The following is a 25,985-nucleotide window of genomic DNA, read 5'->3' on the forward strand; positions in this document are numbered from 1 at the left end:
GTTTTTTTATGCCCTGTGATGTCGGACCCTCAAGGTCCTGCAGGTGCTCTGCGGCTGTGGTGCCAGCCGACAGGATGGATTTACCCCGCTACCGGCTGCGCCACCAACTTCACGCCCAGGGCCTTGCACACGCGGGCGACGGTATCAAACCGAGGGCTGGCATCCGGACGAAGCGCTTTGTACAAAGCCTCGCGGCCGATGCCAGCGTCTTTCGCAATCTGTGTCATGCCACGGGCGCGAGCAATGTCGCCCAAAGTGGCGGCCAACAAAGCAGGATCACCATCTTCCATCACCAAAGTCAGGTACTCGGCAATGCTTTCATCGTCTTGCAGCATCTCGGTGATGTCGAAGGGTCGGGTATGGGGTTTCATGGTTCACTCCTTGAACAAACGGGCCAACTGAACGGACGCGGCAATGTCAACCGCTTGAGTGGACTTGTCGCCACCGCCAAGCATCACAATCAACACAGAACCTTGCTGGATGTAATACATGCGCCAGCCTGGTCCAAAAAATTCGCGCATTTCCCAGACGCCCTCGCCTACGGGCTTCACGTCGCCCAGGTTTCCAAGTTGAGCTTTGCGCAACCTCATCCCAAGGCGCTTGCGGGTCAGACTGTCCTTGAGTCCATCCAGCCAAGCATCAAAGTCTTTTGTGGTCTCTACTTGGTACATGCTTCAATTGTATTCGATCGAATACAAATATTAACCCCTCGCAGGTGGGCTCCTACAAAAAATCCATCTTTGCCCTGTTGCTCAAAACTTCACAGCATCTCAACAAGTGTGGGCGCTCAGGCTGCCCAGCGGCGCAGAAAACTCGGCGCGCCAGTTTTCGCCCACTTGCAGCGGCCAAGCGTCGGTCCAGGTGCCGGTGGTGATCACGTCGCCCGCTTGCAGGTCCACCGCGCCGGGGCATTGGCGAAGTTCTTTCAAAAAGTGGTGCAAGGCATTCAGCGGGCTGTCGAGCACGTTGGTGCCGGTGCCCTGCTCCACCGCCTGGCCGTTTTTGAACAGCGTGACCTGGGCCTGCGCCAGCAGGGTGTGAAGGGCCTGCGCATCGGCGGCCAGTTGCTGAACGGGCAGGCGTTGGCCCACCAGCAGGCGGGCGTGCAAGCCGCTGTCGGCCATGGTGTCGGTGGCAGTGAACTTCCAGTCCAGGCAGTGCGACTGCACAACCTCAAAACCCGGTGCGATCCAGTCGATGGCCTCGAACAACTGCTGCATGCTGGCGTTGGCCGCTGGCGTGGCCTTCATGCCGAAGACGATTTCGGGCTCCAGCCGGGGCTGGCAGGTGTGGGTCAGGTCGATTTGCCCTTCAGCAGTCCCCGATGCGGCGGGCTCGGCAAAGCCAAGGCCTGTGTCCCAGACCGTGCCCCACATGGGGCCAAACACCTCGTAGCGCTGCCACAGCGTGCGGTTGGTGAAGCCAATTTTGTAGCCCTTGGCCACTTCGCCACGCTGCTGGCGCAACTGGCGCACGGCCAGGGCTTGTTGGTAGGCCGCCGCCGTGTCGGGGCCGCCCACCACGCCGGGGGCCTGGCCCCACAAACGGGCTTGGTCGTGGTGCTGCAAGAGTTGTTCGGGGGTCATAGAAGTCTCCTGATGAAATGGTGAAAAGGCTTCACACCGCCACAAAGCGGCCGTCTTCCAAGGTTTGGATCTGTCCCTGTTCCTGCAGCTCGGCCAGGTGCATGCCGATGGTGTTGCGCTCGGCGCAGGGCACAAAGGGCACGTCGTAGCCTTGTGGGTACAGCAGGCGGCGGTCCACCAGCTCGTCCAGGCTGTGCGGGGTCTGCAAATAGCCCATCAATTGCGCGCTGCGCTCGTCGATCTTGCTGGCAAAGCGCGCCAAGTCGGCCAAAAACTGGGCCCGGTCGGTGATGACCGCTTTGTGGTGCGAGGTGGCCCAGATGCGGGCGTCCAACTCGGCGACCTTCTTCAACGTCTGGCGGAAATCGCTCAGGCTGGAGGTGGCGTCGCCGTAATACGGGCCAAAGCCGCTCAGGTCGATGTCGCCAATGAAGGCCAGGCCTTCGCTCTCGACCACCAGGGCGCAGTGGCCTGCGGTGTGGCCCGGCAGGTGGTGTGCTCGCACCCGCACGCCGCCGCCCAAGTCCCAGACCGCGCCGTCGGTGTAGCCGGTGGCGTCGGGCCGGGGCTGGTAATGGAAATCCTTTTGCACGATGGCGTGCATGGCGTCCAGCACCTCGGCGGGGTAACCGTAGTGTTGGCACAAGCCGTCCCACGATTGCGCGGCGGCCAGATCGGCCTCGTGCACTTGCACAGGGGCGTGCGGCAGGCGGTGCAACCCCGCCATGTGGTCTTCGTGCACATGGCCCAAGATGACCAGGTCCACCGTGTCCAGCTCGGGGCCGATGCGGTTGGCCACCTCGGGGGTGTCAAAGGCCACGCGCATGTCGGCCCCCTGCACGATGAGCTGGTTGCCGTCGGGGTATTTGCCCGATTTTTCGCCCAGGTGCACCCGCACCGCTCCGAAATTCAACACCGACGCCATGAAGGTCCTTCCTGAACAGCGCCCCATCCAGAGCGCGACAAGCCACTATAGCCAGCGTGACAGCCCCGCGCTGGCACACGCGCTACAGTGATCCGCATGACCGACCTGCCCTCCCCCGCCACGCTGGCCGCCACGGCCTTGATCGACAGCGACCACCCGGACGTGATCGCCTTGGCGCGCCAGCACGCGCAAGGCGCCACCGACCGCGAACGTGCGGTGTCGCTGTACCTGGCGGTGCGCGACCAGTTCCGTTACGACCCCTACCGGATCGAGCTGTCCACCGAAGGCATGCGCGCCAGCTCGGTCATTACCCAAGGCTCGGGTTGGTGTGTGCCCAAGGCGGCCTTGATGGCGGCGGCTTGCCGCGCCGCCGGTCTGCATGCCCGCTTGGGTTACGCCGATGTGCGCAACCACCTGAGCACCGAGCGCTTGCGCCAGACCATGCAGACCGATGTGTTCATCTGGCACGGCTATGCCGACATCTGGCTGGACGGCCAATGGGTCAAGGCCACGCCCGCCTTCAACATCGAGCTGTGCGACAAGTTCGGCCTGCTGCCGCTGGAGTTTGACGGACGAAACGACTCGATCTACCACCCGTTTGACAAGGCAGGCAACCGGCACATGGAGTACGTGAACCAGCGCGGCACCTTTGACGACATGCCGCTGGCGCAAATCGTGGCGGATTTCCAAACCGTGTACAGCGGCTGGATGGCCGAAAAAGCCCCTTTAAAGGAAGCCAGCTTCGAGCAAGATGTGGCAAAGGAAATGCGATGACGCAGCGCGCACTGGTTTTGCTCGACTCGATTGCGCTGGTCAACGCCAGCCATGCCGGCGCGGTGATCGTGTCGGGCTCGCACGGGGGTTTGTCGGCCTCGCATTTTGTGACAGCGCAAACCCACAAACCCTACGCCGTGGCCTTCAACGACGCCGGTGGCGGCAAGGACGACGCTGGTCGCGTGGCGCTGCATGAATTGCAGGCGGTGGGCGTGCTGGCCATTTTGTATGCCCACACCTCGGCGCGCATTGGCGAGGCGCAAGACGGGCTGGACAACGGCGTGGTCAATGGCCTGAACGCGCTGGCTCTGGCGCAGGGCCTGCAGTTGGGCATGCGTGTGTCAGACGCGGTGCGGCACCTGGGTCAACACGGCATACGGTAAGCGCTGTGCACCTGCTTCAGTTCCTGCGTCGCTGCGGTCTTTGGCTGTGCTTGGGGTTGGGGCTGGGGCCATCGGCACAGGCTCAACCCGTGTCCGAGCTTGTGCCCGGTGTCAACGGTCTGGCGCTGAAAACCTGGGTGTTTCATCCGGCACAAAAGACCCATGCCACCCCCCGCCCGGTGGTGATCGCTTTGCACGGGTGCGGCGGCATTTATTCCACTGTCGGCTCGCGCAAAGGCCAGCTCAGTGCGCGCCATCAAGGCATGACCGATTTGTTGCTGGCACAAGGCTACAGCGTGGTCTGGCCCGACAGCCTCACACCCAGGCAAGAAACCAGTTTGTGCGAACAAAGCATGGCGTCGCGCCAAGTCAGGCAAAGCCATCGGCGCAGCGACGTTCACGCCACCTTGGCTTGGCTTGCCCAACAAGCCTGGACGGATCGCCAACGCGTGGCCTTGCTGGGCTGGTCCCATGGCGGCAACACCGTGCTGGCCAGCTCGGACAGCCAGCATAAACTCCCTCAACCCAGTGTGACACCCGACGTGGCGCTGGCCTTTTACCCAGGCTGCGCCGACGCACTTGGGCGGGCTTATCAGCCGAGCTGGCCCGTGCACATGCTGCTGGGGGCGGCAGACGACTGGACGCCTGCCGCGCCCTGTGTGGCCTTGGGCCAGCGATCTGGCATGAGCTTCAAGCTGTACCCGGACAGCCACCACGGTTTTGACAACCCGGTAGGGCAAGTTCAGCACTTGCCCCGCGTACCCAATGGCCCACATCCGGGTCTGGGCGTTCACGCCGGACGCCACCCTGTGACAGGCCCTCAGGCTTGGCAGGATGTGCTGGACTGGCTCAAGCAGCGATGGCCTGATCCTGCCCCGCCTTGATCTCGATGAGAGCAGCGTGTCAAGGTACAGGCCAGCACACATCTGCAGGTTCAGCGTCAAACCCGGCTTGCATGGGCAGCAGCAGCCTGGCCAGCGCATACTTGCCGGAGCCGGGCCAGCGGGACCAGCGAACGCCGCACGGCACCAGCCAAGTCAGTCAGATGTTCAGCGGCAGTCGCATGCTTGGTTTCCATGAAATCGTTCAGCCCTTCCACGCCATACAAGCGGCCAAAGCCGCTTTGGCGATAGCCCCTGCTTTCGATTTCGGCAAAAGGGCGGTTGTGCGAGTTGCCCCATACATTACCGAACTTGATGCGCCGCGCCAGTTGGCGAGCTGCCCGAAAGTCCTGCGTCCAAACCGATGCCGCCCAGCCGTAGCGGGTGGCGGGGTCGATGGAGTCGCCTCGACGATGGGCCTCATGACCCTTGACCCATTGGCCGTGGATGTCGGTTTTTGCAGTTTGCATCGCGTCAGGCTTTCATCAATCGACTTGCCGTGGCTCGCCCGTTGGCAGCCCAACTCCAGTTGAGGCAGGCAACGCCACCATGAAGCCAGCAATGGTCAGCATGCCAACCAAGAAACTTGGCAAAAACCAGCTACTGTGGGCCCGTCTCGTCCAAGGTTAAACCTTGATTCGAACGGGTGAGCCCTGCCGCAGCCCAGCCTGCAACAAGCTGACCAGGGTGGACGCCAGCAAGGCACCGGCAAAAGGCGCCAGCGTCGGCACGCTATTGGGAAAACTCGCAGCCAGCAAACCTGCACTCAGACTTCCTTCGCTCAACCAACCGGGCAGCACCGCTCCCAACAAACCGGCGACAGATCCAGCCACTGCGGCGACTGGGGTCATGCGTTGCCAAAGGCCCAACAAGACCGGCACCACCGCGGTGGCGCACAACAAATCGGCAATCAAGAAAAGCCTCAGCACCGACAAGCCTTGCAGCGACACCCACACCACCGGCAGCATCAGCAACACCGTGATCCAGCGGGCAGCGCCCAGCGAAACTTGCGGCCGGGCCGTGACCACCAAGGAAGCAATGCCGCTTTGCAGCGTGTCCACCGACGAGGCCACCAAAGCCACCGCCAGCAACAACACGGGCACAGCCAACCAAGCTGGCGCATCGGACAACAAAGCAAAGAAGGGAATGGGTGGCGAGCCTGGGTTTTTGCCCATGGCCATGCACAGCATGCCCAAAGCGCCCATGGCCAACATCACCGGCACGGTGAGCGCCCCGCCCAGCAACGCGCCTTTGCGCAACTCGGTGTCGCTGCGAGCCGACCACACACGCTGCCAATAGCCTTGGTGAAAAATATTGGCGGCTGTCACCGCAATCACGAGCGTCAAAGCCACGTTGAGGGACACCTCGATCGGTGCCGCAGGCCAAGCTTGGGTCACGGCGTTTTGGGGCAAGCTGAACAGCGTGACGCCGATCACGATGGCCAGCAAAGCCAGCAGCAACCAAGCCTGCCAACGGTCGGTGACCATGCTCGCACGCAAGCCACCCCAGGTGGTGTAGACCAAGGTGGTGACCGCCACGGCGACGATGACCACGCTGCCGGGCAACTCGGACAACAAGCCGGTGATGGCCCCAATGGCGGTCAATTCGGCCGTGATGAAACACAGCATGTACAAGACCGACAAGGCGCTGACCCACAAACGCAAGCTCTGGCCAAAACGTTCTTGGGCAAATTCGGCAATGGTGCGGCCGTGGGGCATTTGCTGGCGTATGGCGGGACCCAACCAAGCCAAGAGCAGAAATGGCAGCGCCGCCGACAAGGCGTAACCCACCAAAGCAATAGGCCCCACAAACGCGCCGATCTCGGGCGGTACAAACAAAATCCATGCGCCCATGCCGGATGCCAAAAATGACAAACCCAAGGCGGTTGAATTTTGTGAGCCCCTGGCGGTGAGGTAGTCGTCAAGACTGGCCACGGGTGTGCGATCGCGCAGGGCGACCCAGATGAAAAAAACAAGTGCCGCAAAAATAGCGGCTGCAGTGACGTACAGCATGTCGCGCTTCCTCCGCCGGTATGAGCCGGATCAGGTTCCAGGGTCAGCGTCGAGTCAGACGCAATCTCAGCTCTTTTCGGAGCTCCCCTGGCGACGGGTTGATAAAAATGATGCGATGTCCCCTTGAAAGGGACGTTGGATTCTAGGTCATGTGGGCCAGGCCAGACTCAAGCGCCACTGGGGCGCACCATCTTGCAGCTGCTGGGCATGCGGGCCTGCTCGGCCTTGATCTGGCGCACCACCTTGAAACCGTAGCCGGAGCCCTCGACATCAAAGGGCACACCGGGCGTGCCTTGGCGCGCCATCACGCCCACCACCAAGGGCTGCTGGAATTGGTGGTCTTCGGCGCGCATCGTGCCGGTTTGCCCAGCGATGGTGACGCGGGCTTTTTCGAGCTGCAAGGCCACGGCCACTGGATCGGTGCCCCCTGCCCGCTCAACTGCTTGGGCCAAAGCTTCGATCATCAACTGCATCCGCACATGCACGTAGTCCTCAGACGGCTTGGGAAAGCGCTGGCGAAACGACTGGTAAAACTGCTCGCTGGCGGCACCCGGCACATTGGGCAACCAATCGGCCACGGCGATCACGCGGTTGATACCGGATTCACCAATGGCGGCCGGCGCGCCCAAAGCATTGCCATAAAAGGTGTAGAACTTGCCGTCGTATCCGGCCTCCCGCGCGGCCTTGACCAAGAGCGTCAGGTCATTGCCCCAGTTGCCCGTGATCACGGCCTGAGCACCGCTGGCTTTGATCTTGGCCGCGTAGGGCAAAAAGTCTTTCACCCGACCCATGGGGTGCAGCTCGTCCCCCACGATCTGAACATCCGGGCGCTGAAAGCCCAATTGCCTGCGGGCCTCACGCAGCACCGCTTGGCCAAAGCTGTAGTCCTGCCCGATCAAATAGGCCGATTTGACCGAGGTGTCACCTTTGACCACCTGCATCAAGGCCGCCATGCGCATGTCGGCATGGGCATCAAATCGAAAATGCCAAAAGCTGCACTTTTCGTTGGTCAGAATCGGGTCCACGGCGGAGTAGTTCAAAAACAGCACGCGCTTGGCAGGCTCTCGCTCGTTGTGCTTGTTGATGGCATCGATCAGGGCCGCCGCATTGGCCGATGAGTTGCCTTGCAACACGACCTGCGCGCCGTCGTCGATGGCCGATTTGAGGGCCGACAAAGCCTCTTCGCTTTGGCCTTTGCTGTCGTACCGCTCGAGCACCATGGGCCGCATGCCTTGGGCGGTTTTGACGCCGCCACGCGCATTGACCCGCTCGACCGCCCAGGCGATGTTGCGGACCACCGCTTCGCCGGTGTTGGCAAAGGGGCCGCTCATGCCTTCGATCAGGGCCAGCTTGATGGGCGCGGGGAACTGGGCTTGGGCTTGGGCAAGCGCTGGAACAAAACACAAGGCCGCCAAATAGGCCATCCAATTGCGACGCGAAAAAGAGCTCAATGACTGCATAACAAAAAGAACCGTGGTCCGGCCCGCACAAAAAAAGAAGCAGAGTTTAACCAGACGAGTTGCAAAAACTAGGGTTAACCCGCATTCAAGTGGGGCTTGTTCACCGGGCGTTTTGAAGCTTCAAGCGCCGGCCAACTCGTGCAGCGGCCAACGCGGTTTCACATCGAAGCTGTAACGCGCTTCGGCAGTTTGCACCCCGGCTTGCAAACGCATGGCCGCGGCCATGGCGATCATGGCGCCGTTGTCGGTGCACAGGTGCAACTCGGGGTAGTGCACGCGCACCTGGGCTTTGGCGCAAGCGGCGTTGAGCTGCGCACGCAGTTCGCGGTTGGCCCCCACGCCCCCAGCCACCACCAGGCGCTTCATGCCGGATGTTTTGAGTGCGGTCATCGACTTTTTGACCAACACTTCGACAATCGCGGCTTGGGTCGACGCGGCCAGGTCGGCCCGCTCGGGCGCGCCTTCGGTGTGGGCGGCAGGGCCGATTTTCTGGCTTTGGGTGAGCACCGCCGTCTTGAGGCCTGCAAAGGAAAAGTCCAGATCGCCGCTGTGCAGCAACGGGCGCGGCAGCTTGTAAGCGGCCGGGTTGCCATGCTCGGCCAGACGCGACAGGCCCGGGCCGCCGGGGTAAGGCAAGCCCATGAGCTTGGCCGATTTGTCGAAGGCCTCGCCTGCGGCGTCATCGATCGTCTCGCCCAGCAATTCGTAACGGCCCACGCCATCCACCCGCATGAGCTGGGTGTGCCCGCCCGACACCAACAAGGCGATGAAGGGAAATTCGGGCGGATCGGCACTTAAAAACGGCGAGAGCAAATGCCCTTCCAGGTGGTGCACGCCCAGCACCGGCTTGCCCAAGGCCGCGGCCAAAGCACAAGCCACGCCCGAGCCCACCAGCAAAGCCCCGGCCAGCCCCGGCCCCCGGGTGTAGGCCAGCACGTCGATATCACCCAAAGTGGCGCCCGCCTCGACCAACACTTGGCGCGTGAGCGGCAACACCCGGCGGATGTGGTCGCGGCTGGCCAACTCGGGCACCACACCGCCGTAGGCCTGGTGCATCTCGATCTGGCTGAACAGCGCGTGTGACATCAGGCGCGGCATGGCACTGCCCATGGTCTCCACCAAGGCCACGCCCGTTTCGTCGCAAGAAGATTCGATTCCCAAAATTCTCATGACCGTGAGTTTAAGCGGCGCACGGGCGCGGGCCTCGCTCTTGGCCATAATCCAAAGGTCAACGAAGCATCATTTCAAAGCGCCCAACATGACCACACTGCGACTCATTTCCTCCATGGCCACCAAGCCCCTGCTGGCCGATCTGGTGGCGCTTTACCAAGCGCAAGCGCCTGGCGTTCAGGTGTTGGTCGAGTCGGTCGGCGGCGTCGATGCCGCCAAGCGTGTACAGGCAGGTGAAGCCTTTGACGGCGTGGTGCTGGCCAGCGACGCCATCGACAAACTTGTGTCCAGCGGCCATGTGCTGGCGGGCAGCCGAGTCGATCTGGTGCGCTCGGGTGTGGCGGTGGCCGTGCCTGCGGGCCAGCCCGTGCCCGACATCTCGACCGAAGCCGCGCTCAAAGCCGCTGTACTGGCCGCGCCCACGCTGGGCTATTCCACGGGCCCAAGCGGCGTACAACTGGCCAAACAGTTTGAGGCCTGGGGCATCGCCGAACAAATCAAGGACCGCCTCGTTCAAGCCAAACCCGGCGTGCCGGTGGGCTCGCTGGTGGCGTTGGGCGAAGTGGCGCTGGGCTTTCAGCAGCTGAGCGAAATGCTGGGCGTGCAAGGCATCACCATCGTGGGCGGCCTGCCCCCGGCGGTGGAGATCATCACCACTTTCTCGGGCTCGGTGGCGGCGTCTTGCGCACAGCCTGAGGCTATGCGTGCGCTGCTGGCCTTCTGGCATTCGCCTGCCTGTGACGCGCTCAAGCGCCAGCATGGCATGGCGCCGGCCTGAACTCAAAGAGCCCAGTCTTCCCCAATAGTCTGGGCTTGTTCGAGCACCAGCTCCACAGCTGCATCTGCCTGGTCGGGCGGGTATTTGTATTTACGCAGGATGCGGCGAACCATGAGCCGCAACTTGGCCCGCACGCTTTCGCGCTCTGACCAGTCCACCGTCAGGTTCTCGCGCAGGCTTTGGGTCAGCTCTTGGGCGATCTTTTTCAGGGTTTCGTCTTGCAGCTCGCGCACGGCCGACTCGTTGTTGGCCAGCGCGTCGTAAAACTTCACTTCGTCTTCACGCAAACCCAGCTGGTCACCCCGATTGGCCGCCTCGCGAAACTTTTTTGCCATGGCGATCAGCTCTTCCATGACCTGCGCGGTTTCGATGCTGCGGTTTTGGTAACGGCGAATCACATCGGCCAGCAAATCGCTGAACTTGCGGTCTTGCACCACGTTGCTGGCAAAGCGGCTTTTGATCTCGCCTTGCAACAAACGCTCCAGCAGTTCCACCGCCAAATTCTTCTCAGGCAGGTTGTTCACCTGCGCCAAAAAGTCGTCGTCCAGCAAACCGATGTTGGGCTTGTCTAACCCCACGGCCGCAAAAATATCCACCACCTCGCCCGACACCACAGCCGAGCTGATGATCTGGCGAATCGCCAGATCGCGCTGTTCATCGGTCTTGCGCTGGGCGCTGGCTTCGCGCTTGGTCAGGATCACCTTGACCGCCTGCATGAAGGCCACCTCGTCGCGGTGGTCTTTGGCCTCGGCCAAAGTGCAGCACAGGCTGAACGCATGGCTCATGGCCAGCGCGTGGTCGGCAAAACGCTTTTTGCCGTCGCGCTCTTTGTCTGATTGGAGGCCCAGCACATGGTTGGCAGCACCGGCCAGCGTCTTGTGTCCGCCCGTCAAAAAGCCTGAGTAGTCAAAGCCGTGCAACATGGCCCGCAGCACATCGAGCTTTTCCAGCATCACGGCCAGCGCTTCGCGAGCGTCCACCGTGGGCTTGCCCCGGCCTTTGCTGGCGGTGTACTCCTTCATCGCGGCTTTCAGGTCTTCGCCAATACCGATGTAGTCCACCACCAGGCCACCCTGCTTGTCCTTGAACACGCGGTTCACGCGGGCAATGGCCTGCATCAGGTTGTGGCCCTTCATGGGTTTGTCCACATACAGGGTGTGCACGCACGGCGCATCAAAACCTGTGAGCCACATGTCGCGCACGATGACCAGTTTGAGCGGGTCTTTCGGGTCTTTGAAGCGCTTTTCGAGCCGCTTTTTGACCTGACTGCTGTGAATGTGCGGGCGCAGTAAGGCTTTGTCGCTTGCACTGCCCGTCATCACGACCTTGATCGCGCCTTGCTCCGGGTCGTCGCTTTGCCAGTCGGGGCGCAGGCGGGTGATCTCGTTGTACAGGTGCACACAAATCTCGCGGCTCATGGCGACCACCATGGCCTTGCCGTCTTGGGCGTTGTTGCGCTCTTCAAAGTGCGCCACCAAGTCGGCGGCCACGCTGGCAATGCGCGGCTCGGCACCCACCACTTTTTCCAAAGCCGCCCAATGGCTTTTGAGCTTGGTTTGCTGGCTCTCTTCTTCGTCCTCCGCCAGCTCGTCCACCTCGTCGTCCAGGTGGCTCAGCTCGCCTTCGTTCAAGCCCAGCTTGGCCAGGCGGCTTTCGTAATAAATGGCCACCGTCGCGCCATCTTCTTGCGCCTGCTGCATGTCGTACACATGGATGTACTCGCCAAACACCGAGCGCGTGTCGCGGTCGGTGCTGCTCACGGGGGTACCGGTGAACGCCACAAAGGTGGCGTTGGGCAATGCATCGCGCAGGTGCTGAGCATAGCCCGCCTGGTATTTGACTTGGTATTCGGGTGGCGCAAAGTCAGCTGTGCTGGCCACCGTCTGACTGTCGCCCGTGGTGTAAGCCACCGCAGGGCTCGCGCCACCATTGAACTTGCGTGACTTGAGCTTGGCCTCAAAGCCATATTGCGTGCGGTGCGCCTCGTCGGCAATCACCACAATGTTGCGCCGCTGGCTCAGCACCGGGAAGGTGTCTTCGTCTTCGCCGGGCATGAACTTCTGAATGGTGGCAAACACAATGCCGCCCGAAGGCCGGTTGTCCAGCAACTCGCGCAGCCGTTGGCGCGTGGTGGCTTGTTGGGGCTGCTCGCGCAGCAGGTCTTGGCTCAGGCTGAAAACGCCAAGCAGTTGACCGTCCAAATCGTTGCGGTCGGTGATGACCACAATGGTCGGGTTTTCTAGCCGGGGCTCTTGCATCACGCGGGCGGCAAAGCACGTCATGGTGATGCTCTTGCCGCTGCCTTGCGTATGCCAAACCACACCACCCTTGCCTCGGCGTGTGGCCTCGTGTGTGCTGGCGGCGGTCACCACCTGCTCTACGGCGGCACGCACCGCATGAAACTGGTGGTAACCCGCCACCTTTTTGACCAAGGTGCCGTCATCCTCAAACAGGACAAAAAATCGCAGGTAATCCAGCAGATAAGCCGGGGCCAGCACGCCGCGCACCAAAGTCTCCAGCTCCTGAAACTTGCCCAGCGGGTCCAGCGCCACGCCGTCAATCGTGCGCCACTGCATGAAGCGCTCGGCATTGGCCGAGAGCGAGCCCATGCGCGCCTCGGTACCGTCCGAGATCACCAACAACTCGTTGTAGATGAACACATCGGCCACCTGGTCTTTGTAAGTCTGAATCTGGTCGTAGGCCTTCCAGATGTCGGCATTCAGGTCTGCGGGGTTCTTCAGCTCAATCAGCACCAGCGGCAAACCGTTGATGAACAAAATGATGTCGGGCCTGCGCGTATGGCGCGGCCCCTTGATGGTGAACTGCTGCACCGCCAGCCACTCGTTGCGCTGGGCGTCTTGCCAGTCGATCAGGCGCACAAAGTCGCCACGCGTCTCGCCATCCTTTTGGTACTGAACCGGCACGCCCGTGACCAGCACCCGGTGAAACGCCCGGTTGCCCGACAGCAAAGCAGGCTGCCCCAAATCGAGCACCTGACGAAAAGCGTCCTCGCGAGCGATGGCGGGCACTGCAGGGTTGAGCCGGTCAATGGCCGCACGCAAACTGACGGCCAATACCACCTCGCGGGTGCTGGCGCGCGCCAGGCGCGGGTCCAGGTTATCCAGATCACGGGCGTTGAGCGGCGTGTAACCGACAGAGGCCAGCCAGCCGAGGGCTTCTTGTTCGAGTTGGTCTTCAGTCATGATTTGATCCGCACTCTGCTGACTTATTGACTGAGCAATTGGATGTAAGCCGCGTAACTGAAAGTACGGTTCTTTTTTTGACCCGTCAGCTCGGTCAATATGCCCAATTCTTCCAGTAGCTTGATCGCTGTATTTGCCGTTGGAAACGTGGTCTGCACCGCCTCGCACACCCGATCCACAGACAGGCGTGGCATCGTGGGCAGCAGTTCAAACAAGCGGTAACTCACGGCATTGGCTCTGGGGTGTGCCAACAAACGCCGACGGTCATTGGCGACCAAGCTGGCCAGTGCCACCACGGCGCGTTCTGACTGTGCAGCGGCGTTTTGCACCGCTTCCAGGAAAAACTGCACCCATCCCTCCCAATCACCATCCGTACGGATGGCCGACAAACGGCGGTAATACTCTGACTGGTGCTGCTTGAGGTAACCACTCAAGTACATCAAGGGCTCAGGCAACAACTGCCAATGCTCCAATAACGCGGCAATCAACAAACGCCCAATACGGCCATTTCCATCGAGGTATGGGTGGATGGTTTCAAACTGAGCATGCACCAAAGCCACGCGCACCAAGGCAGGCAACGCTGTTTGTTCTGCATGAATAAACCGCTCCAGATCACCCAACAAAGCGGGCACTTGATCGGCGGGCGGCGGCACAAACACTGCATTGCCCGGCCGAGTGCCACCAATCCAGTTTTGCGACTTTCGCAGCTCACCGGGCTGCTTGCCTGAACCGCGAACGCCATCCAGCAAGCGGAGATGCGCCTCGCTGAGCAGCCGCACACTGATGGGTAAGCCCTGCTGACTTCTCAGCTGAGTTTGCACCCACTGAAACGCCTGCAAGTAGTTGGTCACCTCTTCCACATCGTCTGTGTTGCTGATTGCAAGGCCTGCCTCTTCGTCAAACAAATCAACCAAGGTGGCCTGAGTGCCCTCGATTTGCGATGTCATCAACGCCTCTTGGCGAATGGCGCTGTAAAGCAACCAGTCCACGGAAGGCACCAGTCCAGCCACCGCTGACAGGCGCTGCAAAGCCATGACCGCCGCATCATTGTGTGTGGCCCAAACTGAATCAGCGAGTGCCGGCTCCGCAGGGGGCAGTGCATGCGGAACAAACGCACTCACGGGCTCACCCAAGGTCGTTGATACGACATAAGTACCAGTGATGCGCTTCATAAATAGAGTTTTTTAAATACAGAGAAAAGATATTAAAGAATTCTTTAATAACAGTCAATGCTTTTAAAGCCGGCTTTAATTTGAAAACGGATGGCGATCACCCACCCAGCCATCATTCCTCCGGAGCTGTCCCGTCAAGCCTGCGCCTAAATCACTTGGCCCCCATGCCCTCTGCGTAGGTGAGGATCTGGCCCATCAAACTCACCCCACCCAATGCTCGGCGGCCACCAGCTCCAGGTCTGCCAAACCCGGCGCATCGGCCATGCGTGTTGAGATTGTCCTCTTCGGCCAGCCAGGGCGTGAAGTCGTTGGCTTCGTGCTTCCAGGCTTCGCGCAGTGGGACGCGTTCGAGTTTGCTGAGTGGTTTTTTCATTTTTTATGCAATAATTTGCGCACGGACTGGGGATTCTCGGTCGGCATTGGCCTCCGGCGGTTGTCGGGGGCCTTTGTTTTTGTGCTCACGGAAATACTTTCGAGCCCCACCCTGCAGCACGGCCATTGACCTGAACCAGCTTGCGCTTGATCACATCCACCGCACGATTGGCTTGCTCAGGTTTGAGCACGGACATGCCCATGGGCCTCGCCATCAAATCGGCCAACTGCAAACCCGATGAGTTCGATTGCTTGTCGGCAAACACCACCTCAAACGCGAACGACTCCTGGTTGTAGTTGCCACGATCACAAATACGGCGAAACTCCAGTTCCAATTCGTCGTCCTCATTGCGTCCGCGTTGCTCCACCACCAAATGCACTTTAGGGTTCGCGTTTGACCCAGCTTGCCATTCACCCTGAGACTGCAGAAAAGCACTGATGCGCTCCAAACCATATTGCAATGCCAGGTGATAGGGGTTTTCTGGCTGGTTATAACGCTTTTGCAGGGCATCTTTGCGAATCACCACCGACACCAGATGAAACGGCACCTTTTCAACAATGACCGTCAGCTCATCCAGAAAGGCTTGCTTCAGAGCACGGGTCTTGAGGAAAGAAAATGGCCCCAAATCGCGGCGAATGTCTCGCTCATGCAAGATGACCTGATCATGCCCAAAGTGCTGAAACTTGAACGCCTGAACCGCAGGAACAACCTGCTGCGCGTATTCGTCCTTGCGCACGATCATGAAAGCCAACACCAGCAAGGGAAAATCCGGGTCAATCCGCCCCATGGACGGGCTGCCGCTTTCATCAACGAACACCAGATAGTTGCTGAATGGTTTGGCGGTCATGTCACACGTTTTCCATTTCATTCTGCGCCTCGGAGATTCTCAACTGGCCAGAAATTAGGCGGGGGAGCAAGGTGTCACGAAGCGATACCAACACTTGAATTTGCGTCAGATGTGAACGAGCAAGCAGTGGTCGGACAGTCTCCACAAATGCACTCAAAACATCGTCAGGTGGACATGCCACCAATTCAGTTTCTAGGAAATGCGTTGTCTGGAAATTGGCAATTCCCGTGCTTTGGTTTTGGTACTCCCACGTTTTACCTTGAGCATAGATAAATGTCAGGTGTTGAGCCAGTAGCACGCCGACTTCTTTGTTCATGGGACGCAATAAACGACAAAAACTCGCTGGCTCAACGGGACAATCAAATTGACTCAGCAAAGCCGCAGAGATAAACAACGAGCGACCCGTCGGTTGATCTTTGCTACCACCGGACACCTCTAACAAAAGGTCACCGTCTTCCAGCTTTCGAACCGCCAACTTTTTCTGTGAGGTGTAGCGAACTGGCACTCGGCTGCTGGCATTGGTCTGCAAATCAGGAATGTCTGTTCCGCGAATGATGGCTACACGGGTGTCATTCTTTTCGTCGGCCACATCACTGCCCCAATCGCCACCAATCGTGTGGCTCAGCAATTGACCAAACGGAACGAGTTTCCATCCCTTCGGCACAGCCCCCAACTCCGACTCTTCAAAGCTGTCGGGGAACAGGGCGGCGGTGGCTTCGTCCATGCCTTCGGGGGCGCGGCCTTGCATCTTGGCATGGACGGGGTCGAAGTCCACGAACCAGGACTTGAACAGGGCTTGGGCGATGGCTTCGAGAGTGGTGTTGGTTTCGCGCAGGAGGGTGATGCGGTCGTCGAGACTGCCGAGAACGCCAACGATCTGATCCTGCACATCACGGGGTGGACATGGAACCTCTATGCGATTCATATTGCCCTGGGTCAACTTGGGCATCACCGCACCCGTCAGATACGAGGTGATATCTGATGCCAATACTGCGTATTCCAAATATCGCGTACTGGCTCGTTCATTACCCACAACGATGTGCGCGTGGTTATTGACCCAAAATTGACCGCATGCTCGAAACGCAATTGGGGTATGTCGTGTCCGCAAGTTTTCACCATCCTCAGCAATGAGCAAATGCTCACCATCGAAGATGTAACCATCAACATAATCAACTATTCCGGAAGCGCCGTAATAGGGGTACGGACCAGGCTTTCTGTCAGCCTCCTTAACAGGTTTCCGCTTGGTATCAAGATTGATCGTGAGGTCGCCCAGTTTTTCTATCGGCCACTCAGAACTCATACCCCAGCCCCCCCAGCTTCTGGCGGATCAGCGCGTCCAGCTCTGCGCCTTTGGCCATTTGCTCGCCCAGTTTGGCAGTGAGCGTTTGCATCTTGTCGGCAAAGGCTTCGTCGTCGTCTTCCACTTCTTCCGCACCCACGTATCGGCCGGGTGTCAGCATATGACCGTGTTGTGCAATCTCGGCCAGGGGCACGCTGCGGCAAAAGCCTGCATTGTCTTGGTAGTCGTCAGTCCCTGATCGCCACGCGGCCACGGTTTGGCTGATGCGCTCGATCACTTCGTCGGTCAGCTCACTTTGCACGCGGCTGATCATGGTGGCTTGTTTGCGAGCGTCGATGAACAGCACTTCGCCTTTGCGCTTTTTCTGCTTGGCCAAGAACCACAAGCACGCGGGAATTTGTGTGTTGAAGAACAGTTGGCCCGGCAGGGCCACCATGACCTCGACCACGTCGGCGTCCACCATCGCGGCGCGGATTTGGCCTTCGCTGTTTTGGCTGGAACTCATTGAGCCGTTGGCCAGCACAATGCCCGCCCTGCCTGTGGGCTTGAGGTGGTGCAGGATGTGCTGCAACCAGGCGTAGTTGGCGTTGCCTTGCGGCGGCGTGCCATAGACCCAGCGGGCGTCGCCGTCCAGGCTGGGGTGCCACCATTCGCTGATGTTGAAGGGTGGGTTGGCCAGACAAAAGTCGGCACGCAGGTCGGGGTGTTGATTGCGGGTGAAGGTGTCGGCGGGTTCTTTGCCTATTGCTCCGGCCCTTTGAAGTTTAAGCAGCATATCGAACCCGACGGTCCTGGAAGTAGCCAATAACCCGCGCGGGTGTTTTCTCCAACATCAACATATGTTCGTTGGCAGCTTCGCGTAATTTGGCTTTGGTTCGCACTGGAACGCGCTTGCCCATCTCCTGCTTCAAGTCCGCGTTCAGCCGCTCTTCTGGGTTCAGTTGCGGGCTGTAGCTGGGCAGGTAAAAAAGCTCGATCTGTTCTTTGCGCTCAGCTACCCACGCCTTGACCAGTTTGCTGTGGTGCACGCGCAAGTTGTCCAGGATCAGGAAGACCTTTTTGCTCGCATCTTTGATCAAGGCCTGCAAAAACTCAATCAGCTTTTCTGCATCAAATGCCTCATCAATGATCATCCACCTTGTCTTGCCCTGATTGGTCACCGTGGCAATCATCGACAGCTTTTGGCGCGTGCCACCCACCGCCATGGTCACGGGTGTTTTGCCTGCAGGGGCATAGCTCCTGCCGCGCACATCAGTGTTGACCAGTGCGGTCTCATCACCCCAGTGAATTTCGCCCCCTTCAGCTCTGGCGCGCTGCTCTATGGCGGGGTATTCACCCTCAAGCCAGGCCTGCACAGCAGCCGGGCTTTGTTCGTAGGCGCGTTTGATCGGCTTTTGCGGCGTAAAACCCCAGCGCGCGAGGTACTTGCCAATGCTGCGCACCTGCAGCTTGATGCCAAATTCTTGCTCAATGAGTTGCCCCACCGCAGCTCGACTCCAAAGGCTGAAGTCCATCTTCAACTGCTCAGGTCGTTTGTCGATGATCATGCGCTGGATGGCATCTTCTTGGGCTGAGCTGAGCACGCGTCCGTCGCCTTTAATCCGTCCGCGAGGAGTAGGCCGCACGTTTGCCCAACCGCCGGCCTCGAACAGATCAATCGTTGATCGCACTGTCGGATGACTCAGTCCAGTCATCGCCACAATTTGCATCACCTTGATGCCCTTCTTGTGCAACCGAATGACTTGCTTGCGCCGCTCGTGCAGTTGCTCCAGTGTTTGGTATCTTGCGTCTTCTTTTTCCATGATCTGAACATGGGGTCAATCACCTGGAATTCAAGACTTCAATGGGCCGAATCTATAGGTTGTAGTCCATGCCCCGAATGACCAGGTTCATGGCCGCCAAGCGCCAGGTGGTGGGGTTGGCCTCTTGGCCGTAGATGGACACATCGCCCAGCTTGCCGCCGTGGTCCTCGATGAACTTTTCAGACTGCACGAACATGCCGCTCGACCCGCAGCAGGGGTCATAAATCTGGCCCTTGCTGGGCGAGAGCACCGCCACCAGTGTTTTGACAATGCTGGCGGGCGTGTAGAACTGCCCGCCCCGCTTGCCTTCGGCGCTTGCAAACATGCCCAAGAAATATTCGTACACCTGGCCCAAAATGTCGCGGGCCTTGGAGGGGTCGTCACCAAAGCCGATGGTGGAGATCAGGTTGACCAGCTCGCCCAGCTTGCCGTCGGGCAGTTGGGCGCGGGCAAAGCGTTTGTCGAGGATGCCTTTGAGCTTGGGGTTGTCGGCTTCGATCAGGCTCAGCGCGTCGTCGATGCGTTTGCCAATGTCGGGCTGAGGCGCGGCGGCACGCAGCGCTTCCCAGCGGGCACCCTCGGGCACCCAAAACACGTTTTCGCTGGTGTAGTAGTCGCGGTCCTCCAGCTCGGCGGCAATGTCTTCGTCAGCGGCGTCACTATAAAAGAGTTCATCGGCGGGGTCGCGCAAGCGCAGCTTCAGCTCAGACTGACGGGCCACAAAGGCATCAGAGATGTATTTGACGAAGATGAGGCCCAGCACCAAGTGCTTGTATTCGGCGGCGTCCATGTTGGCGCGCAGTTTGTCGGCCGATGCCCAGAGGGTCTTTTTGATGTCGTCGAGCATTTTGTAGTGAATTTGGTTACACCCAGAAGAATAACAATCTTTGAGGCACTCCGGCCTGGGCATACACATATAACGAACGGTTAGATGGAATCCGCCACAATTCTTGTCATGGGAATCGACCACTACATCAAGGACATCGGACGCGGCAAAGACGGTGCGCGTGCGCTCGGCCGCGCGCAATCGGCTGACCTGATGGGCATGATCTTGGACCAGCAGGTCAGCGATCTGGAGCTGGGCGCGTTTTGCATCGCCATGCGCATCAAGGGCGAGACTGCTGAGGAAATGGCCGGCTTTTTAGACGCCACACATACACGCCTGAACAAAGTCGGCACAGGCCAAGCACCCACCGTGGTGCTGCCCAGCTACAACGGCGCTCGCAAGCTGCCAGTGCTCACGCCCTTGCTGGCCCTGCTGCTGGCGCGCGAAGGCGTGGCGGTGGTCATGCACGGCACGGCCACCGAAGACAAGCGGGTGAGCAGCCAAGCGGTACTGGCCGAGTTGGGCATGGCTGCTTCTGGCCCCTCGCCGCAAGTGAATGCCGGCGAAGTGGTGTTTGTGCCCACGGGCGTTTTAAACGCGGGGCTGGAGCGCCTGCTTTCGGTGCGCCGCGTGGTGGGCCTGCGCAACCCCGGGCACAGCTTGGTCAAGCTCATGAACCCTTGCGATGGTCCAGCCCTGGTGGTGAGCAGCTACACCCACCCCGAATATTTGCTGTCCATGTCGGCCACCTTTGCCCTGACCGGCCAGCACGCCCTGCTGCTGCGCGGCACCGAAGGCGAGAGCGTGGCCGATGCGCGGCGCACGCCTGCAATGGATGTGTTCAAAGACGGGCACACGCGGCGCGTGCAGACCCCACAAGAAGGCGCCCTGTTGCAAGTGCCCGACCTGCCCAGTCCAGACGCTGCGGCCACGGCGGCTTACATCCAGCGCGTTTTACGCGGCGAATTGCCCGTGCCGCTGGCGTTAGCGCTGCAAGTCCAACACATCCTGCAAGAGGTCAAGCCATGAACACTCCCACCTCAGGCCGCTGCACCTTGGTCGGCGCAGGCCCGGGTGACCCTGAACTGCTGACCCTCAAAGCCGTCAAAGCGATTGCCCATGCCACCTTGCTGTTGGTCGACGACCTGGTCAACGACGACGTGCTCGAACACGCCTCGCCCAACGCCCGCATCGTGCATGTGGGCAAGCGCGGTGGCTGCAAGAGCACGCCGCAGGCCTTCATCGACAAACTGATGATCACCGCCGTGCAAGAAGGCGAGCAGGTGGTGCGCCTCAAAGGCGGCGATCCTTTCATCTTTGGTCGGGGCGGTGAAGAAGTCGAGCATCTGCGCACAGCAGGCATCGACGTCGAGGTGGTCAATGGCATCACCTCGGGCCTGGCAGGCATGAGCAGCTTAGGTGCGCCGCTGACGCACCGCGAGCACGCGCACGGCGTGGTGTTTGTGACGGGCCATGCCAAACCCGGCGATACCGGAACCGATTGGGCGCAGCTGGCGGCCACCGCTCGGCAGGCCAAACTGACGCTGGTCATTTACATGGGCGTGAGCAGCCTGGAGCACATCGGCCAAGGCTTGCTCTGCAACTTGCCTGCCCAAACGCCTGTGGCAGTGGTGCAAAACGCCAGCTTGCCCACTCAGCGCCAGGCCCTGACCACGCTGGGTGAACTGGTGCACACCGCACAACGCGAACAGCTGGAAAGCCCCAGCATCATCGTGGTGGGCGATGTGGTGCAGGGTGCACGGGCTTGGGCAGCGCAGACTCAAAGCTCGCAGAGAGCGGCCTGAATTCAGCCCCAACTGCGTGTCAACAATTCATCGAGCGCATCTGCAATCACTTGGCCCTAGTCTGCCAGACTGCCCACACATGGGCCGAATTGCTCACAGGCGACAGACACCATGTCCAGCGGGTGCAGCACAAGCATCTGGCCTTTGATTTTGAACACCGGGTTCATGCGCGTGCCTGCCACTTTGGCACTGACTGGCAAGGCCGATCGCAAAACCAGCGGCACCACCACACGCCGCCTGTAGCCTTCAAATAGAGCCGACTGAACCACCCCCACCATGGGCACCGTGGCTCGCATGGGACCTGGGTTCAAATGCACGTCGTACTGGGGCATGACCTGTCTTAAAGGGTGGAATGCGCGTCGGCATAAGAGCCCTCCGCTTCGTACAAGGCGTTCCAACTGACCACCGCTTGCTGCGCCTGCTGGCGGTGTTGTTGCCGTAATTGACGCTCAGAAACCACATAGGCCTGCAACATTTCTTCAACCTTGGCTGACAGGTTGCCACAATACGCGCGCACGAGACTCCTGCACCAGCGCTTCGTTCAGAGAAAGGTTGACAGGTTTTTTGGTGGCACCCTCAAGATTTGGCATGGATCACTCCTTTTGTGCGCATTTTATGCGCATGTCAGTCACTCGGGCCGCTGGCCGTAGCAGCTTTTTTTGGCGTCATTCCTGCGCAAGCGGGAATCCATGAATGCCGGATCAGGTACGGCATGCATGGCTACTGCGTCATGCAAGGCGTGGCCGACGCCCTTCACTTGGATGGCGGGAGCCAGTGGAGTGCACCAAGCGATGTGTTGCACTACGCATCAATCACCCCAAGCCGTTGCCGAGCGCCGCTTGTGGCCTGGGTCACGAGCAGGGTCACAGGGCGTACACCTGACGCACCGCGTTTTCAATGGCCGTCAAGTCGGCCGCAGACACTTCACCGAGGTGCTTGCCGATGCGCGCCTTGTCTATGGTGCGCAACTGATGACACAGGGCGACCGATGAAACGCCGGCGGAAGGTACCGCCACCACCACCGGCGGCAGCGCTCGCGCCGATGTCGAAAGGGGCACAACGCCCACTTGGCGTAACTTGGCATTGAGTGGTGTGATCGACAAAATGACACATGGCCGCGCTGTACCTTGTTGCTCACTGCCTTGTGTGGGTTCGAGGTTGACCCGAAAGATGTGCCCGCGTTCGAAATCCATGGTGCTGCTGGGTTAGAGGTTGTCCAGACCATCACCCACGGTGACATCCCAGCGTTTTTCATCATCACGGCACTCGGCAAACGCCGGATCGGTCATGTAGGCCTCTGCGATGCGCTCCAGCTCCGCTTCGCGTGTGGCCAAGGCTTGCATCATGAGCCCTTCCATGACGCGGCTGCGCTCGCCATGCGGCACGGCCGCATTGAAGCGCTGCAGGATCGGGGCTGCGATGGTGTACGACGCTCGAAGTGTGGTGGAAGGCATGGCGGAGACTCCTGACATAGAGCGCAGTATTACTGAACATGGAACACAGTATAGAGCACTCGCCGAGTGAACTCGAATTCACCCTATTCCCGACAGTTGACATTGCGTAAACCGGCTGCAAGCTAGACTAGACGCCAATTTCAATGGATTTTTTGGAGTCACCAAATGGGTGAAGCAAAAAGGCGTCAACTTGCTGTCCAAACGCAGGCACTGGAGGCCATGGTCGTGGATACGCCGGGCGGGCGAATTCATGTGAAGTGGGACCATGGTGCCAGCGCCACACCGAATGCACAGTTGACCTTCTTCTCCGAGTTCTTGGCCACCACGGGTGTGTACAGCTCCTGGGTCGATAGCGGTTCTGTTGCAATAAGGATCGGGATAATCGAAGGCATGCTTGATGTCCGCCAAAGTCGAGGGTGTACGGCATTTTGTGTAAACGGTCAAATGGCAGGAAACTGCCGGATTTAGGATAAATATGTTGCACGAATTCTTATGCTGACTTGATACCTTGTCGCAGCCCTGCGATAACCAGAAGTCACAAATCCCTGTATACCTGCGCCAGCTCCCTTTCACAAGCAAGAAGCCCATCAAAGCTTTGCGCAAAGACTCAGCGAAACCCTCCAGAAATCTGGGCGCAGCACCAGCCCGTCGGCGCTGGCGGTGGAGTTCAACGCACGGTTTTCCGGACCGCGAGTGCACCTGAGCATTTGCCGCAAGTGGCTTATGGGCGATGCCATTCCCACCCAAGAAAAGTTGGTGGTGCTGGCCGGGATGCTGGGGGTCACGTCTGACTGGCTGAGCTTTGGTGACTCCACGCGGCTGATGGAGCAAACAACGCCAACAGCATTTGACAAACAGGAGTTGGCGCTTTTTTCTGACATGGCCAGTTTGAGCAAACGCGATCAGCGGCTGGTAAGGCAATTGGTGGGCGTGATGCTCCGCACGGATTAAGGCACTCGCCCACCGACAACAGTGCCAACTTTGAACACTGCGCGCTCTCAGACCATGTCAGGCCTGAAGACCTGACCCACTAAACTCACACCCCATGAGTACATGGGATGTTGTGATCGTCGGCGCCGGAGCGGCCGGTTTGTTTTGCGCAGGCGTGGCAGGCCAGCGCGGCTTGAAGGTGCTGGTGCTGGACCACAGCGACAAGATCGCCGAAAAAATCCGCATCTCGGGCGGAGGGCGTTGCAATTTCACCAACCGCTTGCTCGACGCATCCGCCCCACAAAAGCACTTCATCGGCCAAAACCCGCAATTTTGCCGCTCGGCCCTGTCACGCTACACCCCACAAGACTTTATTAATTTGGTGCAAAAGCACGGCATCGCTTTTCACGAAAAGCACAAGGGCCAACTGTTTTGCGACCACTCGGCCGAAGACATCATCCGCATGCTGCTGGCCGAATGTGAAGCGGGGGGTGTGACCCTGAAAATGGGCTGCAGCGTGCAAGCTGTGCGGCACTTGGCAGATGGCGGCTACGAATTGGACACCTCACAAGGCCCATTGCAATCGCGAGCGTTGGTCGTGGCCACAGGCGGCTTGTCCATCCCCAAGATCGGGGCCACTGGCTGGGGCTACGAATTGGCCACGCAGTTCGGCCTGCGCCTGGTGGAACGCCGGGCCGGCCTGGTGCCTTTGACTTTTGACGGCGCCGCCTGGGCACCTTATGCGCAATTGGCCGGACTGGCTTTGCCCGTGGGCATCAGCACAGGCGAGAAGAAAATACGCATGCACTTCGACGAAGACCTGCTGTTCACCCACCGGGGTTTGTCAGGCCCAGGGGTGCTGCAAATTTCGAGCTATTGGCTGCCAGGCATGCCCATTCGACTGAATCTGGCCCCCGAGGTCAACCTGCCAGTCCGCCTGCAAGACGCCAAGTCACGGTCCAAGAAACTGTTGGGCAACGAATTGGCCACCCTGGTGCCCAGTCGCCTGGCCGAGGCCTGGGTCAGCCAGGTCCCGGCCTTGCAACGCACATCCGCCGAGGTGCCAGACAAAGCCCTGAACCAGTTGGCCGAGGCGCTGTCGAACTGGACGCTCACGCCAACTGGCAGCGAAGGCTACAAAAAAGCCGAAGTCACCCTGGGCGGCGTGGACACGCGAGACCTGTCTTCGCAAACCATGGAATCCAAACAATCGGGCCTGTACTTCATTGGCGAAGTGGTGGATGTGACGGGCTGGCTGGGCGGCTACAACTTCCAATGGGCCTGGGCCAGCGGTCATGCGTGCGCTACAGCACTGGCCAACCAACGAGGCCCTCAACCTCGCACCAGCGGGGGCTGAACAACTGAATTTCATGGCTATAATCGCAGGCTTTACTGGCAACCCCCCGTCTGCCAAATACCAGTTCATGATGGGGATCCGCCGAAACTGGGTTTCAAGGGCCCGATCTCCCTTGCTACCGCAGTCGGCACATTTTTGGAAACTTTGATTCAATGACCACCATCCGCGTGAAAGAAAACGAGCCGTTTGACGTTGCCCTGCGTCGCTTCAAGCGCACCATCGAAAAACTCGGCCTGCTGACCGACCTGCGTGCCCGCGAGTTCTACGAAAAGCCCACCACTGAGCGCAAGCGCAAAAAGTCGGCTGCCGTCAAGCGTCATTACAAGCGCGTGCGCAGCATGCAGCTGCCCAAGAAGATGTATTGATCTTCTGATTTGTACGACCGTCAAGGTCTGCAAACAAGCCCGCTGGAGGACGCTCAGGCGGGCTTTGTTTTTTCTTGATTTCCTTTTTTGTTGAAACCCCGTTGCAGGAGCCTCTCATGAGCCTGAAAGAACAAATCACCGAAGACATGAAAAACGCCATGCGCGCCAAAGACGCTGAGCGCCTGGGCACCATCCGCTTGCTGCTGTCGGCCTTGAAGCAAAAAGAAGTGGACGAGCGGATCGAACTGGACGATGTCGCCGTGGTGGCCATCGTGGACAAACTCATCAAGCAGCGCAAAGACTCGATCGCCGCCTTTGAGCAAGCCGCCCGTCAAGACCTGGCCGACAAGGAAAAGGCCGAAATGGCTGTCTTGGTGGGCTACCTGCCAGCCCGCATGTCGGCCGAAGAAGTCACTGCGGCCGTGCAGGCTATCGTGGCAGAGCTCGGTGCCAAGGGGCCGGGAGACATGGGCAAAGTGATGGGTGCGGTCAAAGCCCAATTGGCTGGCAAGGCCGACATGGGTCAGGTGTCTGCTGCTGTGAAGGCGGCGCTGGCGGGCTGATCGCGGTCGCAGACCGCTC

29 protein-coding genes, 2 pseudogenes and 1 riboswitch are annotated in these 25,985 nt (G+C 59.8%); of the genes and pseudogenes, 11 read left to right on the forward strand and 20 right to left on the reverse strand.

What is annotated here, in order from left to right; genetic code table 11:
- Positions 1-80: 80 nt before the first annotated feature.
- From HEQ17_RS08025 to HEQ17_RS08040, 4 genes are all read right to left on the reverse strand, one after another.
- A complete protein-coding gene (locus tag HEQ17_RS08025; RefSeq protein ID WP_296292251.1) occupies positions 81-371 on the reverse strand; it encodes an addiction module antidote protein in 291 nt (96 codons plus the stop codon).
- A gap of 3 nt (positions 372-374) precedes the next feature.
- A complete protein-coding gene (locus HEQ17_RS08030; RefSeq protein ID WP_291912309.1) occupies positions 375-671 on the reverse strand; it encodes a type II toxin-antitoxin system RelE/ParE family toxin in 297 nt (98 codons plus the stop codon).
- Between the two features lie 99 nt (positions 672-770).
- Positions 771-1,586, reverse strand: a complete 816-nt coding sequence (locus HEQ17_RS08035; protein WP_296292252.1) for a fumarylacetoacetate hydrolase family protein — start codon at positions 1,584-1,586, stop codon at positions 771-773.
- Positions 1,587-1,617: 31 nt separating this feature from the next.
- Positions 1,618-2,511 (reverse strand): MBL fold metallo-hydrolase, encoded by an 894-nt coding sequence (locus HEQ17_RS08040; RefSeq protein WP_296292253.1) that lies wholly within the window; start codon positions 2,509-2,511, stop codon positions 1,618-1,620.
- 96 nt (positions 2,512-2,607) lie between these two features.
- Here HEQ17_RS08040 and HEQ17_RS08045 point away from each other — a divergent pair, with 96 nt between their 5' ends.
- The 3 genes from HEQ17_RS08045 to HEQ17_RS08055 all read left to right on the forward strand — a co-directional run bounded on the left by HEQ17_RS08045 (position 2,608) and on the right by HEQ17_RS08055 (position 4,552).
- Positions 2,608-3,285, forward strand: coding sequence for a transglutaminase family protein (locus tag HEQ17_RS08045; RefSeq protein ID WP_296292254.1), 678 nt, complete (start codon positions 2,608-2,610; stop codon positions 3,283-3,285).
- Positions 3,282-3,668: a hypothetical protein gene (locus HEQ17_RS08050; protein WP_296292255.1), complete on the forward strand. Its 387-nt coding sequence runs from the start codon at positions 3,282-3,284 to the stop codon at positions 3,666-3,668. Before HEQ17_RS08045 ends, HEQ17_RS08050 begins: the two co-directional genes overlap by 4 nt.
- Before the next feature lie 89 nt (positions 3,669-3,757).
- The gene (locus HEQ17_RS08055) at positions 3,758-4,552 is read left to right on the forward strand and encodes a dienelactone hydrolase family protein (protein ID WP_296292256.1); all 795 of its coding nucleotides are present in this window, start codon (positions 3,758-3,760) and stop codon (positions 4,550-4,552) included.
- Positions 4,553-4,608: 56 nt separating this feature from the next.
- On the opposite strand, the gene HEQ17_RS08060 is transcribed toward HEQ17_RS08055, so the two are convergent.
- From HEQ17_RS08060 to tsaD, 4 genes are all read right to left on the reverse strand, one after another.
- On the reverse strand, positions 4,609-5,019 hold the full coding sequence (locus tag HEQ17_RS08060) for an aldehyde dehydrogenase family protein (RefSeq protein WP_296292257.1): 411 nt from the start codon (positions 5,017-5,019) through the stop codon (positions 4,609-4,611).
- A gap of 156 nt (positions 5,020-5,175) precedes the next feature.
- A complete protein-coding gene (locus tag HEQ17_RS08065) occupies positions 5,176-6,561 on the reverse strand; it encodes a sodium:solute symporter (protein ID WP_296292258.1) in 1,386 nt (461 codons plus the stop codon).
- Positions 6,551-6,660, reverse strand: a riboswitch (TPP riboswitch). It overlaps the preceding gene by 11 nt.
- 68 nt (positions 6,661-6,728) lie before the next feature.
- On the reverse strand, positions 6,729-7,985 hold the full coding sequence (locus tag HEQ17_RS08070; protein WP_296292259.1) for a branched-chain amino acid ABC transporter substrate-binding protein: 1,257 nt from the start codon (positions 7,983-7,985) through the stop codon (positions 6,729-6,731).
- Positions 7,986-8,141: 156 nt separating this feature from the next.
- Positions 8,142-9,191 carry a tRNA (adenosine(37)-N6)-threonylcarbamoyltransferase complex transferase subunit TsaD gene (tsaD, locus tag HEQ17_RS08075; protein ID WP_296292260.1) on the reverse strand — a complete coding sequence of 350 codons (1,050 nt, stop codon included), beginning with the start codon at positions 9,189-9,191 and terminating at the stop codon, positions 8,142-8,144.
- A gap of 88 nt (positions 9,192-9,279) precedes the next feature.
- Between tsaD and HEQ17_RS08080 the strand changes: the two genes are divergently transcribed.
- On the forward strand, positions 9,280-9,969 hold the full coding sequence (locus HEQ17_RS08080) for a substrate-binding domain-containing protein (RefSeq protein ID WP_296292261.1): 690 nt from the start codon (positions 9,280-9,282) through the stop codon (positions 9,967-9,969).
- A gap of 2 nt (positions 9,970-9,971) precedes the next feature.
- Here the strand turns inward: HEQ17_RS08080 and HEQ17_RS08085 are convergent, their stop codons facing one another.
- The 8 genes and pseudogenes from HEQ17_RS08085 to HEQ17_RS08120 form a co-directional block, all read right to left on the reverse strand.
- On the reverse strand, positions 9,972-13,172 hold the full coding sequence (locus tag HEQ17_RS08085) for a type I restriction endonuclease subunit R (RefSeq protein ID WP_296292262.1): 3,201 nt from the start codon (positions 13,170-13,172) through the stop codon (positions 9,972-9,974).
- A gap of 23 nt (positions 13,173-13,195) precedes the next feature.
- Entirely contained in the window at positions 13,196-14,344 is a 1,149-nt protein-coding gene (locus HEQ17_RS08090; RefSeq protein ID WP_296292263.1) for a Fic family protein, read from the reverse strand.
- A 151-nt stretch (positions 14,345-14,495) separates the two neighbouring features.
- Positions 14,496-14,717: a hypothetical protein gene (locus HEQ17_RS08095; RefSeq protein WP_296292264.1), complete on the reverse strand. Its 222-nt coding sequence runs from the start codon at positions 14,715-14,717 to the stop codon at positions 14,496-14,498.
- An 85-nt stretch (positions 14,718-14,802) separates the two neighbouring features.
- Positions 14,803-15,564, reverse strand: a complete 762-nt coding sequence (locus tag HEQ17_RS08100; RefSeq protein WP_296292265.1) for a DUF3800 domain-containing protein — start codon at positions 15,562-15,564, stop codon at positions 14,803-14,805.
- Position 15,565: 1 nt separating this feature from the next.
- On the reverse strand, positions 15,566-16,864 hold the full coding sequence (locus HEQ17_RS08105) for a restriction endonuclease subunit S (RefSeq protein ID WP_296292266.1): 1,299 nt from the start codon (positions 16,862-16,864) through the stop codon (positions 15,566-15,568).
- Positions 16,854-17,609, reverse strand: a pseudogene (locus HEQ17_RS08110) (N-6 DNA methylase); the annotation flags it as partial. The gene HEQ17_RS08105 and the pseudogene HEQ17_RS08110, both read right to left, overlap by 11 nt.
- A 19-nt stretch (positions 17,610-17,628) precedes the next feature.
- Positions 17,629-18,666, reverse strand: coding sequence for an IS630 family transposase (locus HEQ17_RS08115; protein WP_296292267.1), 1,038 nt, complete (start codon positions 18,664-18,666; stop codon positions 17,629-17,631).
- Positions 18,667-18,721: 55 nt separating this feature from the next.
- Positions 18,722-19,513: pseudogene (locus HEQ17_RS08120) on the reverse strand (class I SAM-dependent DNA methyltransferase); the annotation flags it as partial.
- Positions 19,514-19,621: 108 nt separating this feature from the next.
- On the opposite strand from HEQ17_RS08120, the gene ybiB reads away from it, so the two are divergent.
- Together ybiB and cobA are read left to right on the forward strand one after the other, a co-directional pair.
- The gene (gene ybiB / locus HEQ17_RS08125; protein ID WP_296292268.1) at positions 19,622-20,521 is read left to right on the forward strand and encodes a DNA-binding protein YbiB; all 900 of its coding nucleotides are present in this window, start codon (positions 19,622-19,624) and stop codon (positions 20,519-20,521) included.
- On the forward strand, positions 20,518-21,297 hold the full coding sequence (gene cobA / locus HEQ17_RS08130; protein ID WP_296292269.1) for a uroporphyrinogen-III C-methyltransferase: 780 nt from the start codon (positions 20,518-20,520) through the stop codon (positions 21,295-21,297). Before ybiB ends, cobA begins: the two co-directional genes overlap by 4 nt.
- A gap of 56 nt (positions 21,298-21,353) precedes the next feature.
- Here the strand turns inward: cobA and HEQ17_RS08135 are convergent, their stop codons facing one another.
- The 4 genes from HEQ17_RS08135 to HEQ17_RS08150 all read right to left on the reverse strand — a co-directional run bounded on the left by HEQ17_RS08135 (position 21,354) and on the right by HEQ17_RS08150 (position 22,751).
- The gene (locus HEQ17_RS08135; protein ID WP_296292270.1) at positions 21,354-21,629 is read right to left on the reverse strand and encodes a CcdB family protein; all 276 of its coding nucleotides are present in this window, start codon (positions 21,627-21,629) and stop codon (positions 21,354-21,356) included.
- Between the two features lie 8 nt (positions 21,630-21,637).
- Entirely contained in the window at positions 21,638-21,814 is a 177-nt protein-coding gene (locus HEQ17_RS08140; protein ID WP_296292271.1) for a type II toxin-antitoxin system CcdA family antitoxin, read from the reverse strand.
- A 346-nt stretch (positions 21,815-22,160) separates the two neighbouring features.
- Positions 22,161-22,490: a type II toxin-antitoxin system PemK/MazF family toxin gene (locus tag HEQ17_RS08145; protein WP_296292272.1), complete on the reverse strand. Its 330-nt coding sequence runs from the start codon at positions 22,488-22,490 to the stop codon at positions 22,161-22,163.
- Between the two features lie 12 nt (positions 22,491-22,502).
- Entirely contained in the window at positions 22,503-22,751 is a 249-nt protein-coding gene (locus tag HEQ17_RS08150) for a hypothetical protein (protein WP_296292273.1), read from the reverse strand.
- Between the two features lie 165 nt (positions 22,752-22,916).
- Between HEQ17_RS08150 and HEQ17_RS08155 the strand changes: the two genes are divergently transcribed.
- The 5 genes from HEQ17_RS08155 to HEQ17_RS08175 all read left to right on the forward strand — a co-directional run bounded on the left by HEQ17_RS08155 (position 22,917) and on the right by HEQ17_RS08175 (position 25,966).
- Positions 22,917-23,219: a hypothetical protein gene (locus HEQ17_RS08155; protein ID WP_296292274.1), complete on the forward strand. Its 303-nt coding sequence runs from the start codon at positions 22,917-22,919 to the stop codon at positions 23,217-23,219.
- Positions 23,220-23,474: 255 nt separating this feature from the next.
- Positions 23,475-23,702 (forward strand): hypothetical protein, encoded by a 228-nt coding sequence (locus HEQ17_RS08160; protein WP_296292275.1) that lies wholly within the window; start codon positions 23,475-23,477, stop codon positions 23,700-23,702.
- A gap of 94 nt (positions 23,703-23,796) precedes the next feature.
- Positions 23,797-25,038 (forward strand): NAD(P)/FAD-dependent oxidoreductase, encoded by a 1,242-nt coding sequence (locus HEQ17_RS08165; protein WP_296292276.1) that lies wholly within the window; start codon positions 23,797-23,799, stop codon positions 25,036-25,038.
- Between the two features lie 152 nt (positions 25,039-25,190).
- On the forward strand, positions 25,191-25,403 hold the full coding sequence (gene rpsU, locus HEQ17_RS08170; RefSeq protein WP_019428257.1) for a 30S ribosomal protein S21: 213 nt from the start codon (positions 25,191-25,193) through the stop codon (positions 25,401-25,403).
- 116 nt (positions 25,404-25,519) lie between these two features.
- Complete coding sequence (locus HEQ17_RS08175; RefSeq protein WP_296292277.1) at positions 25,520-25,966, forward strand: GatB/YqeY domain-containing protein; 447 nt, start codon at positions 25,520-25,522, stop codon at positions 25,964-25,966.
- Positions 25,967-25,985 lie beyond the last annotated feature (19 nt).

Origin of the sequence: Limnohabitans sp. (assembly GCF_023910625.1) — a bacterium.
Classification (GTDB): Bacteria; Pseudomonadota; Gammaproteobacteria; order Burkholderiales; family Burkholderiaceae_C; genus Limnohabitans_A.